General features: G+C 69.0%; 13 protein-coding genes. 6 read left to right on the top strand and 7 right to left on the bottom strand.

Going from position 1 to position 12,674, the window contains the following annotated elements:
- Window positions 1-44: 44 nt before the first annotated feature.
- Window positions 45-434: a response regulator gene (locus J2739_RS15060; RefSeq protein WP_309902971.1), complete on the bottom strand. Its 390-nt coding sequence runs from the start codon at window positions 432-434 to the stop codon at window positions 45-47.
- A 145-nt stretch (window positions 435-579) separates the two neighbouring features.
- On the opposite strand from J2739_RS15060, the gene J2739_RS15055 reads away from it, so the two are divergent.
- Window positions 580-1,611: an ornithine cyclodeaminase gene (locus tag J2739_RS15055; protein ID WP_309902969.1), complete on the top strand. Its 1,032-nt coding sequence runs from the start codon at window positions 580-582 to the stop codon at window positions 1,609-1,611.
- Here the strand turns inward: J2739_RS15055 and gshA are convergent.
- Both gshA and J2739_RS15045 read right to left on the bottom strand, forming a co-directional pair.
- Entirely contained in the window at window positions 1,589-3,166 is a 1,578-nt protein-coding gene (gshA, locus tag J2739_RS15050) for a glutamate--cysteine ligase (protein ID WP_309902967.1), read from the bottom strand. The two genes, J2739_RS15055 and gshA, sit on opposite strands and share 23 nt — an antisense overlap.
- A 191-nt stretch (window positions 3,167-3,357) precedes the next feature.
- On the bottom strand, window positions 3,358-4,026 hold the full coding sequence (locus tag J2739_RS15045) for an alpha/beta hydrolase (RefSeq protein WP_309902965.1): 669 nt from the start codon (window positions 4,024-4,026) through the stop codon (window positions 3,358-3,360).
- A gap of 119 nt (window positions 4,027-4,145) precedes the next feature.
- Here J2739_RS15045 and J2739_RS15040 point away from each other — a divergent pair, with 119 nt between their 5' ends.
- On the top strand, window positions 4,146-5,483 hold the full coding sequence (locus tag J2739_RS15040; protein WP_309902964.1) for an MFS transporter: 1,338 nt from the start codon (window positions 4,146-4,148) through the stop codon (window positions 5,481-5,483).
- Between the two features lie 67 nt (window positions 5,484-5,550).
- Here the strand turns inward: J2739_RS15040 and J2739_RS15035 are convergent, their stop codons facing one another.
- The gene (locus tag J2739_RS15035; protein ID WP_309902963.1) at window positions 5,551-6,012 is read right to left on the bottom strand and encodes a hypothetical protein; all 462 of its coding nucleotides are present in this window, start codon (window positions 6,010-6,012) and stop codon (window positions 5,551-5,553) included.
- 22 nt (window positions 6,013-6,034) lie between these two features.
- Window positions 6,035-9,217 (bottom strand): autotransporter outer membrane beta-barrel domain-containing protein, encoded by a 3,183-nt coding sequence (locus J2739_RS15030; protein WP_309902961.1) that lies wholly within the window; start codon window positions 9,215-9,217, stop codon window positions 6,035-6,037.
- A 152-nt stretch (window positions 9,218-9,369) separates the two neighbouring features.
- On the opposite strand from J2739_RS15030, the gene J2739_RS15025 reads away from it, so the two are divergent.
- Both J2739_RS15025 and mnmH read left to right on the top strand, forming a co-directional pair.
- Entirely contained in the window at window positions 9,370-9,588 is a 219-nt protein-coding gene (locus J2739_RS15025) for a hypothetical protein (protein WP_309902959.1), read from the top strand.
- Complete coding sequence (gene mnmH / locus J2739_RS15020) at window positions 9,588-10,637, top strand: tRNA 2-selenouridine(34) synthase MnmH (protein ID WP_309902957.1); 1,050 nt, start codon at window positions 9,588-9,590, stop codon at window positions 10,635-10,637. The genes J2739_RS15025 and mnmH overlap by 1 nt, the downstream gene beginning before the upstream one ends.
- Window positions 10,638-10,688: 51 nt before the next feature.
- Here mnmH and J2739_RS15015 read toward each other — a convergent pair whose 3' ends face one another.
- Together J2739_RS15015 and J2739_RS15010 are read right to left on the bottom strand one after the other, a co-directional pair.
- Window positions 10,689-11,597 carry a DUF808 domain-containing protein gene (locus tag J2739_RS15015; RefSeq protein ID WP_309902955.1) on the bottom strand — a complete coding sequence of 303 codons (909 nt, stop codon included), beginning with the start codon at window positions 11,595-11,597 and terminating at the stop codon, window positions 10,689-10,691.
- Window positions 11,598-11,619: 22 nt separating this feature from the next.
- Window positions 11,620-12,138 carry a GNAT family N-acetyltransferase gene (locus J2739_RS15010; RefSeq protein WP_309902954.1) on the bottom strand — a complete coding sequence of 173 codons (519 nt, stop codon included), beginning with the start codon at window positions 12,136-12,138 and terminating at the stop codon, window positions 11,620-11,622.
- On the opposite strand from J2739_RS15010, the gene J2739_RS15005 reads away from it, so the two are divergent.
- Window positions 12,137-12,367: a hypothetical protein gene (locus J2739_RS15005; protein WP_309903039.1), complete on the top strand. Its 231-nt coding sequence runs from the start codon at window positions 12,137-12,139 to the stop codon at window positions 12,365-12,367. The genes J2739_RS15010 and J2739_RS15005 overlap by 2 nt on opposite strands.
- Window positions 12,364-12,666: a 2Fe-2S iron-sulfur cluster-binding protein gene (locus J2739_RS15000; RefSeq protein WP_309902953.1), complete on the top strand. Its 303-nt coding sequence runs from the start codon at window positions 12,364-12,366 to the stop codon at window positions 12,664-12,666. Before J2739_RS15005 ends, J2739_RS15000 begins: the two co-directional genes overlap by 4 nt.
- The last annotated feature ends 8 nt before the right edge of the window (window positions 12,667-12,674 follow it).

The raw sequence follows: 12,674 nt of genomic DNA, 5'->3' as shown, positions 1-12,674 counted from the left end.
TCCCGGGTGAGACCCTGCATTCAACGGGCGCAGCGCACCCGAGGTCAAGTCCGCGCGGAGTTGCTGTGGCTGAGGCGCTCGCAGTAGTCGAGCAGCAGCTCGATCTCGGCCGACTTGTCGAAGAAGGCATCGGCACCCAGCGCCTTCGAGCGCGCGCGCATGTCGGGCGTGGCGTAGTTGCTCAACACCACGACCTTCTGGTGCGCGGCCCGGCGGCGCACGGCATCGACCACGCCCAGTCCGTTGCCCTCCTCGAGGAACAGGTCGACGATGGCCATGTCCCAGCCGTCGCGATGCCCGTCGAGCCAGGCCACCGCCTCGCGCTCGCCGGCCGCATGCGCCACGACGGTCGCATCTGCGATGTCTTCCAGGAAGCCCACGAGGTTCTCCCGAATGACGGGGTTGTCTTCAACCAGGTAGGTCTTGAAAGTCATGGCACTGGCTTGCGTGAAGGGTTGTCCGGGATTCTTTGTCGTTGCCTGATGTCATGATGGGCCGGCAGCGCACCCGCATGGTGAGTCATGGGGGTCAACGCTGGTAGGCAAACGCCTACCCGGTTAATACGAAAGTTCTGCGAGTATGGCAACAACACGTTTCGTCGATATCCGGGCGTTGTCGGCCCTGGTTCAAGCGACGGGGGTCACCCGCTTCCTCGAGATGCTGGCCGAAGCGCTCCGGGAAGATTTCCTGCGCTGGCCGGAGTTCGACAAGTCGGCGCGCCTGGCCAGCCATTCGGCCGTGGGCGTGATCGAACTGATGCCGGTGTCGGACGCCAGGCACTATGCCTTCAAGTACGTCAACGGCCATCCCGCCAACACCGCCCGGGGCCTGCCCACGGTGATGGCCTTCGGCGTGCTGTCCGAGGTGGAGACCGGGTTCCCGCTGCTGCTCGCCGAGCTCACGCTCACCACGGCGCTGCGCACCGCCGCCATGTCCGCATTGGCGGCGCAGGCGGTGGCGCGTCCGGGGGCACGCAGCATGGCGCTGATCGGCAACGGCGCGCAGAGCGAGTTCCAGGCCCTCGCCTTCCATGCCTTGCTGGGCGTGGACGAATTGCGGGTCTACGACCTCGACCCGGCCGCGACCGACAAGCTGTTGCGCAACCTCATGGGCTATCCGGGCTTGCGCGTGCACCGCGCGGCCGATATCGCCGAGGCCGTGCGCGGCGCCGACATCGTCACCACGCTGACCGCTCGCAAGGCGCGCGCGACCATCCTCACGCCGGAGATGATCGAGCCGGGCATGCACATCAATGCGGTCGGCGGCGACTGTCCGGGCAAGACCGAACTGCACGTGGATGTGCTGAAGGCCTCGCGGGTGTTCGTCGAGTACGCGCCGCAGACGCGCATCGAGGGCGAGATCCAGCAGCTGCCGGCGGACTTCCCGGTGGTCGAGCTGTGGCGGGTGCTCGCGGGCGCCGAGCGCGGCCGGCGTGACGACGCCGAGGTCACGGTTTTCGACTCGGTGGGCTTCGCGCTGGAGGACTACTCGGCGCTGCGGCTGGTCCACCGGCTCGCCATGGCGCACGGCGTGGGGCAGGACATCGCGCTGGCGCCGGAGGACGGCGATCCCAAGGACCTGTTCCGACTTACAACGCTGCCGGCTGGCTGACCATGTGCGGCGTGTCGATCCAGTGCTTCCTGAAGCCCAGGCGTGCCGGCGAGACGTACTGCTCGCGGTAGAGCTCGAAGGGCATGCTGTCGGCAGCCTCGATCTGCTTCTGCGCCTCGACCGAATCGCGCGACGCGCGTTCGAAGCGCGCCTGCAGCTCGGCGCTGAACGGCAGGGCCAGCAGCGCGGCACGCGTCTCTTCGGAGCGCGCGCGCACGAAGCCGACGAAGGAATCGTCGTGCGAACGCGCCATGGCCTCGAGCACCCGCGCCGAGGGCAGCCCTGCCGGCTCGGCCAGCGCTCGCTCGGCAGCGCGCACCGCCTCTGCATGACGGCTGCCGCCTTGCGCGGCATCGAGCGCAGCGGCGATCGGCCTGCAGGCCTCGAGCAGTTCGGCGCCCCATTCGACCAGCCCCTGCTCACGTCCGCCGCGCAGCAGCTTCAGCCCCGGCTCGCGCCCGCGCGCGGCCGTGAGGTGCTGGTTGTGGGCCAGCTCGGCGATCTCGTCGCGCGTGTCGGGCGGGCTGTCGGCCAGCAGGCAGTGCAGCAGGAACACATCCAGGAAACGCATGGTGGAGGTGTTGATGCCGACAGACTCGAAGGGGTCGAGGTCCATCAGCCGCACCTCCACGTATTCCACGCCGCGCTCGCGCAGCGCATGCAGCGGCCGCTCGCCCGGGAAGATCACGCGCTTGGGCCGGATCGTGCCGTAGAACTCGTTCTCGATCTGCAGCAGGCTGGTGGCGAGCTGGTTGTACTCGCCGCCGAGATTCTGGATGCCGATCGTCTCGTAGGCCGGCCACGGCCGCGTCAGCGCATCCTGCAGCGAGGCGGCATAGCCGTCGAGGCTGTTGTAGCTCACCGCCAGCGAGGCCTGGGCCTCGCTCTGGTAGCCCAGTCGTCCCATGCGCAACGAGGTGCCGTGGGGCATGTGCATGGTGCCCTCGCCGAGCGGCTTCAGTTCGTGCGCGCGGCCGGCCACGAAGGTCGAGCACACCGCCGGCGAGGCGCCGAACAGGTAGAGCAGCAGGAAGGCATGGCGGCGGAAGTTGCGGATCAGCGCGAAGTACTGCTCGCTCGACACTTCCGGCAGCGACCAGTTGTAGTGGATGCCCGAGATGGTCTGCATGCGCCGGCCGTAGCGATGGCTCAGGCCCATGCGGTAGACGCTCTTCGCGCGGCCCACGTTGGAGGAGCCGTAGTAGGCGATCGGGATGGTCTCGTCGGGCGGCAGGCCGCAGGGCATGCTCGACACCCACAGCCGTTCGTCGCCGGCCTCGGCCAGTGCGCGGTAGGTGAACTGGTGAACCTGCGTGAGCTCGGCCAGGCAGGCTTCGACATCGGCGTGCACGCCGGTGATGAGCTCCAGCTGCGATTCGCTGAAGTCGGTGGTGATGTGGGGGTGGGTCAGCGCCGACCCCAGGGCAGCAGGATGCGGCGTCAGCGCCAGCTTGCCGTCGGGCTGGGCGCGCAGGCTTTCCTTCTCGATTCCTCGGCGGACTCCCTTCAGGCGCGCGGGTGTGAGCGCTCCCAGGCGCTCCTGCAATTTGCTCATGTCGTTATGACCCGTGAATCTTGTGGGGCGGAAGGTAGCACGGCCGCGAACGATCTGCTGGAGCCGGTATTTAAAGCGACGACGGCTTTTCTGCTATTGCGCCAAACCCGGGGCCCCACCGTGCGCTTGCGCTGCAGCAGCGCGAGCGGGGGGATCGGCGGACTGCGGCCAGGCCACCGACGAAGCCCTCTTCAGGCTGCGGCCAGGACCCGCAGCAGGAAGCGGTTGAGGTCGGCGATCTCCTCCATGCACACCGAGTGTTCCATCGGGTACTCGTGCCATTCGACCGCATGGCCCAGCGCGACCAGCGCATCGCGCGAGGCCCGGGCGCGCTCGATCTGGACCACGCCGTCGCGCGTGCCGTGGCCGAGGAAGATCGGCGTCTCGTGGTTGGCCGCATGGCGCTCGATGGCCGTGGTGGCGGCCAGCGGCAGATAGCCGGAGAGCCCGACGATGCCGGCCAGCCGCTCGGCATGGCGCAGCCCGGTCATGAGCGCCATCGCGCACCCCTGGGAGAAGCCGGCGATCACGATGCGGTGAGCGGGAATGCCGCGCTGCTTCTCGTTGGCGATCAACGCCTCGATGGCTGCCTGCGATCGTCGCAGGCCGGGCTCGTCCTCGCGCTTGACCAGGTCGGCCGCGGCGATGTCGTACCAGGCCGGCATGCGGTAGCCGCCGTTGATGGTGACCGGGATCACCGGCGCATTGGGGAAGACGAAACGCACCGCGCCGACGGCCTTCAGGTCGAGTTCGTTGGCGATCGGCACGAAGTCATTGCCATCGGCGCCCAGGCCGTGCATCAGGAGCACGGTGGCGGTGGGGTTCGGGGCGGTTTCGATTTCGATGGGAGCGAGGGACATGGCGTGGGTCCGGGCTGAGGCTGGAGGGCCCAAGTGTGCCTCGTCCGGCGGTCCGGCCGCACAGGGGCGCGAGAGCCCGTATGCTCGCCTGCTCGATCACTGACACAACCGGGAACCTGATGACCTCGCAACACGCGCCGATGAGCCGGCGCAAGACCATCGTCGCCACCACCATCGGCAACGGCCTGGAGTTCTTCGATTTCACGATCTACGGCTTCCTCGCGCTGGTGATCGGCAAGCTCTTCTTCCCCACGCTCGACAGCTACGGCCAGCTGCTGCTGACGGTGGGCACTTTCGGCGTCGGCTTCATCATGCGGCCACTGGGTGGCATCGTGATCGGCGCCTACGCCGACCGCGCGGGCCGCAAGAAGGCGATGACGCTGACCATCTTTCTGATGGCACTGGGCTGCGCCATGATTGCCTTCGCACCCACCTACGCGCAGATCGGCGTCGCAGGGCCGATCCTGATCGTGCTGGCACGGCTGATCCAGGGCTTCTCCGCCGGTGGCGAGGTCGGCGCTTCCACCACCCTGCTGGTCGAGCATGCGACACCGGCGAATCGCGGCTACATGGCGAGCTGGCAGTTCGCCAGCCAGGGCCTGGGCATCCTGCTCGGCGCGGCGGTGGCCGGCGGCCTGACCGCGGCGCTCGGCCCGCAGGGCATGGAAGCGTGGGGCTGGCGGGTGCCCTTCTTCATCGGCATGCTGATCGCGCCCGTCGGCATCTACATCCGCCGCCACCTGCACGAGTCGCTCGAGACCGCGGGCACGCCGGCCGCATCGGCCGCGCGGCGCAGCAGCATCGCCGAGGTCTGCGGCGAGCACGGCAGGACGGTGCTCGCGGCCATCCTCAGCGTGCTCGGCGGCACGGCCGCGGCCTATGTGGTGACCTTCTACATGCCGACCTATGCCGTGCGCGAGCTGGGGCTGCCGCCGACGGTGGCATTGTTCGGCGCCGTGCTCACGGGGCTGCTGTCCTTCGTGCTGGCGCCGCTGGTGGGCCTGGCCTCCGACCGCGTCGGGCGCAAGACGCTGATCGTCTGGGGCCGCGTGGCCATGATGCTGATGATCTACCCGGGCTTCCTGTGGCTCAACATCTCGCCTTCGCCGGTGGTGCTGTTCATCGTGGTCGCCCTGCTGAGCACCGCGCTGGTGGTGCAGACCGTGCCCGCCATCACCATGCTCCCCGAGATGTTCCCGAAGCACGTGCGTGCCAGCGGCATGTCGCTGGTCTACAGCGTCGGCGTGGCCTTGTTCGGCGGCTTCTCGCCCTTCGTCAGCACCTGGCTGGTGGGTGCCAGCGGCAACAAGCTGGCGCCTGCCTGGTACCTGCTCGGCATGACGCTGGTCTCCCTGCTGGGCCTGCTCTGGCTCAAGGACTTCACCGGCCGCGACATCGACGACGCCGCGGCCCATGAGCCGGATGCCGAACCTTCTGCGAGGACGGTCCGGGCCTAGTCGAGCGCACCGCGATTGGGCGAAGAACCTTCACGCCCTTCGCGCACGGATGGGACGCCCGTCCCCTTCAGCGAGCCGCCAGGTCGCGGCATTTCTGCAGATTGACGTTGAAGCGCGAAGCCAGGCCGGGCTCGCAGGCATCGGCGGTGGTCATGATGCGGCACATGCCGACCACCAGGAAATCGGACACGGCCTCGGTGCACATCGGAAAGCGGCTCAGCTCGGGGTTGTCCTGCGACTTGAAGCCCCAGCTGCTGGAGAAGTCCAGCATGCGGCTCATCGCCTCCTCGAAATAGTCGCGATCCCGCGCCGCGATGGCCGCTTCCATTGCCGGCATCTCGGTGCCGAGGAAGCTCATGGCGGCGGCGGGGAAGCGGTCGGCGGGCCGCTGCTGGGCGCCGGCGGCGGCGGCGGCGAGCCACATGGCGGCGAGAAGGCAATGGCGAAGAGGTCCCATGGTCGCGAGGTCTGCAATGGCTTCGAGGATGGCCCGCCGGCCGGCGGGCGCGAATGCGCTATTGGAACCCAAGATGGCCCTCCTCCGGCGATGCCTACCAGCGCAGCTTCACGCCGGCCGAGCCCTGCACCGAGGACTTGACCCGGGCATCGCCGCCGAGCGCGAACACGCGCCCCAGTTCGCCGTACAGGCTGGCAGCCTGCGTCAGCGCCAGCGTGAAGCCGCCGGCCACCTCGGCCGCGCTGTAGCCGCTGGCACTGGCGAAGCGGGTCGAACCCGCCGGGCCGACGAACTCGGCGATGTCGGCGCCGGCGCCTGCGCGGTACAGGTTCACCCGCGCGTACGGCTGGAGCCGGCCCGCGCCGGTGGCGAAATCGCCCTTGAGGCGCACGCCCAAACGGCCGATCCAGCCCGCATCGGCGTCCTGGCGCACCATGGCGCCGGCCAGCGGCACCGCGTCGAAGTGCGCGCGCTGGTAGATCAGCTGCGCCTGCGGCTCGACCGTCCAGCGCTCCGTCAAAGCAAAAGCCTGGCCAGTCTCGATCGAAGCCGTAAAGCTGTCGCCCTTGCCGGCGGCGCTGGGATTGCCGTCCGGCCGCACCGTGTAGCGGTGGCTGCCGCCCTGGATGATGGCATCGGCGTAGAGGCCGCTGTTGTCCATCCAGGTCGCATAGGCGCCCAGATAGCGCGAGCGGAGGTCGTTGGCGCCGACGCGACCGAAGGTTCCGCGCGCATTGCCGTTCACGTCGGCGCTGCCATCCAGGAAGCCGAGATAGAGACCGGCGCGCCAGTTGCCGCTGGCCAGCAGGTCGGTGCCGGCTTGCAGCCCGCTCACATGGCCGCGGCTTTGCGCCTGCGCGATGCCGTCCTGGCGGATGTTCAGGTCGCTGTAGATGGCGCGCGCCCAGGCGCGGCGCGGCGCCGGGTCGCTGCCCTGCACCGGCGCGTCCTCGTCGCCGATGCGGCGGTGCAGGTTGCCGAGCATGGCGAGGTCGCCCTGGCGCAGTTGAGCCGGCAGCGCCGCGAACAGCGGCACTTCCGCGCGGTAGGTCGGCAACGCGATCGGCAGCATCAGAGGAAGCTTGACGGTGGTGAAGGGGTCGGACGGGATCCCAGGGTCGGCGGGATCGGCCGGCGTCGCGGGCGCGGCAGGCGCGGCAGGCGGCTGCACCGTCGTCGTGGAGCGCAGGTACCAGTTCTCGCCCGCGCCCTGCGCGTCAGCGGCGTGGAGCCGGTACTCGTAGGCGCCCGCGTCGACGTGGCCATTCGCGAGCACGAAGGCATCGCGGGAGGTCTGGGCCGTGGTGGTCGCGCCGTTGAGCGCGCTGACCACCTCGATGCCGTTGCCCGTCGTCAGGGCGCCGAGGCCCCCGAGATTGGCGATGCGCAGCGTGGTGTTGCCGCTGGCGCTGGCGCCGGGGCCGCTGAGCACCAGCCGATCGCTCAGGCTGTTGCTGCCGCCGAGCACCGTGCCCAGGTTCAGCACGCCGCCCTGGCCCACGTAGGCGCCGGTCACGGTGAGCGTGCTGCCGGCCCGCGTGCTCAGGAGAGTGACGGTGCCGGCGTTGTTCAGCGCGGCCACGCGCTGGTCGAAGCCGGCCGTGTCGAGGGTCGCGCCGGCGGACACGCTGTGCGCGGAGGCCGCGCTGAAGGCGTTGGCGGCGCCTGCCTTCAGGGTCCCCGCCGAGACCGTGGTCGCGCCACCGTAGCTGTTGGCGCCGGACAGCACCGTGGTGCCACTGCCCACCTGGCGCAAGGCGCCGCTGCCGCTGATGGCACCGGCGAGGGCCAGCGTGTTCGAGCGATTCGCGACCAGGACGGCGTTGTCGACGATGTCGCCCACCACGCTGCCGCTCGTGCCGCCGTCGCCCAGTTGCAGCGTGCCGGCCGCGATGGTGGTGCCGCCGGTGTAGACGTGGTCGGCGGTAAAAGTGGTGGTGCCGCTGCCGAGCTGCGTGACGCTGCCGCTGCCGCTGATCGGCGCGGCGAAGGCGACCGCGTTGGACCGGTTCACCACGAGCGCCGCGTTGTCGATGATGGGGCCGCCCACCATGCCCGTGGTACCGCCGTTGCCGAGCTCGAGCGTGCCGGCGCTGATCGTGGTCACGCCGGTGATCGCCTGGTCGCGAGTGAGGGTCAGGCGGCCCGCGCCGGTCTTCTCGATGCCGCCGGTGCCGGACAGCAGGCCGGCGTAGCTCGCGTTGTTCCCTTGCGCGAAGCGCACCAGGCCGTTGTCGGTGATGGCCAGGGGCGCGAACTGCGCCGAGGTCTGCAGCGCACCGGCCGCATCCACCGTCATGCTGCCGCTGTAGCTGGAGGCATCGGCGCCCAGGATCAGCGTGCCGGCGGCCACGCGGATGCTGGTGATCCCCGAGCCCGGGAGTGCATTGGCGAAAGTCCAGGTGCCGGTGTCCCGCTTCACCAGGCTCTGGAAGTTCGAGAGGCTGTGCGCGAAGGTGTCGGTGCCCGTGCCGTCGAGCGTCAGCAGGTTGTTGCCGCCGCCGCCATCGATGGCACCGGTGATGGAAGAGCCGGTGTGGATGTGCAGCGCGTCGTCGCCGCTGGCGAAGTTCAACGCGCCGATCAAGCTGCCCTGGTTCGTGAAATCCACCGCCATCGTGCCCAGCACGCCCAGGATGTTGCCCGCGCCGCCCTTGTACTCGATGACGCCGGTGGCGCCGTTGACGATCGTGTTGGAGCCGGTCGACGGCTCGAGCCAGATGGCGGCGCCGCCGGCCTGCGATCGCACCTCGCCGTTGTTGACGATGAGGTTGCCGCTGCCGTGCGCGTTGATGGCTTCGGCGTCGTACGCCGTGCCGTTCGACAGGACCCGCGCCCCCTGGTCGATGGTCAAGGTGGTATTGGAGCGGAACTCGATGGTGTTGGCACCGGTGCCGTAGTGACCGGTGGCGCCGGCCGCCGCATCGTTCTGCACGGTCGCGTTGCGCTGGAGCAGGATCGTCCCGTTGTCGCCCATGCTGATCGCGGGGAGGTCCATCGTGCTGATCACGGCGTTCGGCTGCACGTCCACCGTGCCGCCGGGCGTGGCGTCATAGCCGCCGATGACGATGAAGGTCTGCGGCGTGCCCGACGTGCAGGTGATGGTGCCGCCGCTGGGCCCGCTGCAATCGGCAGCGGCACTGCCCGCAAGACCCAGCAAGGCCAGGGCCACGGCAGGCGCCTGGGCGCTGGACTTGCCCAGCCCCCGGGCCCATTCGGAAGCCACCGTCCAGAGACCCAGCGCCGGATTCCAAACCACGCGGAAGACGCGATTCATTAAGCACTCTTTCGTATTACATTGAATACTTAAGAATGTAATTCTTAGGTTTGCAATTTCTAAGGAAGTAGTTCACGGAACGGGGCCACGGATGCCCCGATGGCTGCCATTCGCGCAGCCAACTGTGCTACTGCCGCCCCGTAAACTCGGGCATGGCTTCCAAACCCTCCAGGGCTCCGCGCATGTTCGAGCGCGGCTTGTTGTGCATCCTCATCGGCGCGGCCGTTCTGATTGCGCCTCACTTCCTGACATCGCCGCACTGGCGCGACATGATCGGCGGCGCCCAGGTGGTGGGCTGGTTCGCGCTGGTGCTCGGCATCGCCCTGGTGGCGGTGGACCTGGTCCAGCGCGCCAGGGGCAAGGCCCGCTGATGCGCGCGTCCCTTCCCGTCGGCGTGGGCGACCGCGACCGCTTCGACACGCTGATCGACGCGCGCTCGCCGGCCGAGTACGCGATCGACCACATCCCCGGCGCCATCAACTGCCCGGTGCTCGACGATGAAGAGCGCCGCATCGTCGGCACGCTGTACAAGCAGCAGGGTGCCTTCGAGGCGCGCCGTGTCGGTGGCGCGATGGTGGCCGCGAACCTCGCACGCCACCTGAAGGAGCGCTTCGCCGACCGGCCGGCCGGCTGGAAACCCCTGGTCTACTGCTGGCGCGGCGGTCTGCGCAGCGGCTCGATGGTCACCTGGTTGCGCCTGGTCGGATGGGACGCGCAGCAGTTGGCGGGCGGCTACAAGAGCTGGCGCCGCCATGTGATCACGCAACTGGCCCTGCTTTGCCCGCAGCTCGACCTGCGCGTGCTCTGCGGCGCCACCGGCAGTGCCAAGACGCGCGTGCTGCAGGCCATGGCGCTTCAAGGGCGGCAGGTGCTGGATCTCGAAGGCTTGGCTGCCCACAAGGGCTCGCTGCTGGGCGCCCTGCCCGGCAAGCCGCAGCCGTCCCAGATCGCCTTCGAGACCCGCATCGTCGAGCTGCTGGAGCGGGTCGACCTTGCGCAGCCGCTCTACGTGGAGGGCGAGAGCCGGCGCATCGGCCGCCTCGATGTTCCCCTGCCGCTGTTGACGCAGATGCGGGCAGGCCGCTGCATCGAGATCGAGGCCACGCCCGAGGCACGCCTGGCCTACCTGCTGCGCGACTATGCCTACCTGGGCGATGATCCGGAAGCGCTGTCGCGCCAGCTAGGGCTGTTGAAGGAGTTGCACGGCAAGGCCGTGATCGAGCGCTGGCAGCAATGGGCCGCTGCGGGCGCGCTGTCGCCCCTGTTCGCCGAGCTGACCGCGCTGCACTATGACCCCGCCTATGGGCGATCCCAGGCCAGCCATTTCGAGCGCTGGGCCGACCGGCAGGTGATCACTGCCGACGATCTCTCGGATGCCGCCATCGAGGCGCTGGCGCAGCGGGTGGCGGCGTTGGGTTAGCCTGGTTTTCTGACGCGCACTTCGCGAAACCCTCGCGTGCTTCGCGGATGCTCAGCCCTTCCTGCCGAACGCCTTCTTCCCGAGCTCGACGGCCGCCAGCACGATCGCGCCGGCCACGATGCCGACGCCCGCGTTGACGCCCATCGCACCCAAACCGCCCAGCAGGCCACCCGCGCTCGCCGCCCACGCCTCGACGGCATGGCCAAGGGCCGGCACGCCGTGCACCAGGATGCCGCCGCCCACCAGGAACATGGCGGCGGTGCCGGCGATCGACAGCGCCTTCATGAGCCAGGGCGCGGCCGCCAGGATGCCGCGGCCCAACGCCTGCGAGGCGGCGCCTTCGCGCCGGCTCAGGTGAAGCCCGGCGTCGTCGAGTTTCACGATGCCGGCGACCAGGCCGTAGACGCCGAGGGTCATGATCAGCGCGATGCCCACCAGCACCGACAGCTGCGTGCTGAAGGCCTGGCCCTGCACCGTGCCCAGCGTGATGGCGATGATTTCGGCCGAGAGGATGAAGTCGGTGCGCACCGCGCCCTTGATCTTGTCCTTCTCGGCCGCGACGAGGTCGACCGCGGGATCGGTCAGCGCCTGCTCGAGGCGCGAGACATCGGCCGCATGCTCCTTCTCGTGCAGGAACTTGTGCGCCAGCTTCTCGCAGCCCTCGAAGCACAGGAAGGCGCCCCCGATCATCAGCAGCGGCGTCACGAGCCAGGGCAGCCAGGTGCCGATGAGCAGCGCCGCCGGCACCAGGATCGCCTTGTTGACGAAGGAGCCCTTGCACACCGCCCAAACCACCGGCAGCTCGCGCTCGGCCTTCACGCCGGTCAACTGCTGCGCGTTCAGCGCCAGGTCGTCGCCCAGTACGCCGGCGGTCTTCTTGGCGGCAACCTTGGTGAGGATGGAAACGTCGTCGAGGACGGTGGCGATGTCGTCGAGGAGGAGCAGGAGGCTGGAGGCCATCGATGCGCTGTTCCCGGCGGTTTCAGGCGACGTTTCGCTTGAGCCTGATCTCTTCGATCTTGGTGCCGCCCAATGAGGTCGTCTTGGCGGTCTTCATCTCACGCTTGAATCCGGCCAGCTCGTAGAAGCGCAGCGCGCGGTCGTTGCGCAGCGGCACCCAGACGGTGACCAGCGTGCAGCCTTCCTCTTCCAGGCCGTCGCGCGCCGCATCCCACAGCGCCACGCCCACGCCCTTGCCCCAATGTTCGGGCTTCACGTAGAGGGCCCAGATCTCGCCGGTGGTCGAGGGCGTCTTGGGATCGCGCGAGCGGTCGAAGCCGACGAAGCCCACCACCTCCTCGCCCAGCACTGCCACGTGCACCTGCGGCTCGCTGAACTCGATGGCCTCGCGCCACTTGGCCTCTCGCGTCGAGGGGGCCAGCGCGCGCAGCTGGTCTTCGGGCAGGATGTCCGCGTAGGCGGCACTGGCGGAGGCAATGTGGACGTCGGCAATGGCCTTGGCATCGCGCAGGACGGCGGGGCGAACTTCGTAGTCGGACATGAAAGCAGGGAAACGATCGATAAAGGACCGTATTGTCGCCGCCTCGCTAAACTGCCTCACCATTTCACCGGAGGAACCTATGCCCAAGGGACAGCAACGCAGCAACAAGGAAAGCAAGAAACCGAAGAAGGACACGTCGCCGCCGAAGGCGCCGCCGGCCGGCTTCGAACCGGTCCGCACGGTGACGACGGCGGTCATTCCGCGCGGCAAGGTCAAGAACAAGGAATGAGCGCGGGCGCGCCGCCGAGCACGGCGCAGATCGAGCCCGGCGGCTTCCGCTTCGAGGCCGAAGCGGGCCGCACCCTGCTGCAGTCCGCCGAGTCCGCCGGCATCGAGCTGCCCAGTTCCTGCCGCAACGGCACCTGCCGCAGCTGCATCTGCCGGCTGCTCGACGGCGAGGTGCGCTACCGCATCGAATGGCCCGGCCTCAGCCGCGAGGAGAAGGCCGAAGGCTGGATCCTGCCCTGCGTGGCCGAGCCCGTGGGCGACGTCAGGCTGGACGTGCCACTGGCCTTCTCGCACTTTTAGCGGAAGTC

The sequence above is a fragment of the Variovorax soli genome (assembly GCF_031454625.1).
Lineage (GTDB): Bacteria > Pseudomonadota > Gammaproteobacteria > Burkholderiales > Burkholderiaceae_C > Variovorax > Variovorax soli_A.
The sequence above is the reverse complement of the archived record's forward strand: the minus strand, read 5'-3'. Positions and strand labels throughout refer to the sequence as shown.

What these genes read in the sequence shown, in the direction of transcription:
- J2739_RS15005 (WP_309903039.1), top strand. Translation starts at nt 12,137, where the DNA reads ATGAAAGCAGGGAAACGATCGATAAAGGACCGTATTGTCGCCGCCTCG.
- J2739_RS15015 (WP_309902955.1), bottom strand. Translation starts at nt 11,597, where the DNA reads ATGGCCTCCAGCCTCCTGCTCCTCCTCGACGACATCGCCACCGTCCTC.
- J2739_RS15060 (WP_309902971.1), bottom strand. Translation starts at nt 434, where the DNA reads ATGACTTTCAAGACCTACCTGGTTGAAGACAACCCCGTCATTCGGGAG.
- J2739_RS15010 (WP_309902954.1), bottom strand. Translation starts at nt 12,138, where the DNA reads ATGTCCGACTACGAAGTTCGCCCCGCCGTCCTGCGCGATGCCAAGGCC.
- mnmH (WP_309902957.1), top strand. Translation starts at nt 9,588, where the DNA reads ATGCGCGCGTCCCTTCCCGTCGGCGTGGGCGACCGCGACCGCTTCGAC.
- J2739_RS15040 (WP_309902964.1), top strand. Translation starts at nt 4,146, where the DNA reads ATGACCTCGCAACACGCGCCGATGAGCCGGCGCAAGACCATCGTCGCC.
- J2739_RS15055 (WP_309902969.1), top strand. Translation starts at nt 580, where the DNA reads ATGGCAACAACACGTTTCGTCGATATCCGGGCGTTGTCGGCCCTGGTT.
- gshA (WP_309902967.1), bottom strand. Translation starts at nt 3,166, where the DNA reads ATGAGCAAATTGCAGGAGCGCCTGGGAGCGCTCACACCCGCGCGCCTG.
- J2739_RS15045 (WP_309902965.1), bottom strand. Translation starts at nt 4,026, where the DNA reads ATGTCCCTCGCTCCCATCGAAATCGAAACCGCCCCGAACCCCACCGCC.
- J2739_RS15030 (WP_309902961.1), bottom strand. Translation starts at nt 9,217, where the DNA reads ATGAATCGCGTCTTCCGCGTGGTTTGGAATCCGGCGCTGGGTCTCTGG.
- J2739_RS15025 (WP_309902959.1), top strand. Translation starts at nt 9,370, where the DNA reads ATGGCTTCCAAACCCTCCAGGGCTCCGCGCATGTTCGAGCGCGGCTTG.
- J2739_RS15000 (WP_309902953.1), top strand. Translation starts at nt 12,364, where the DNA reads ATGAGCGCGGGCGCGCCGCCGAGCACGGCGCAGATCGAGCCCGGCGGC.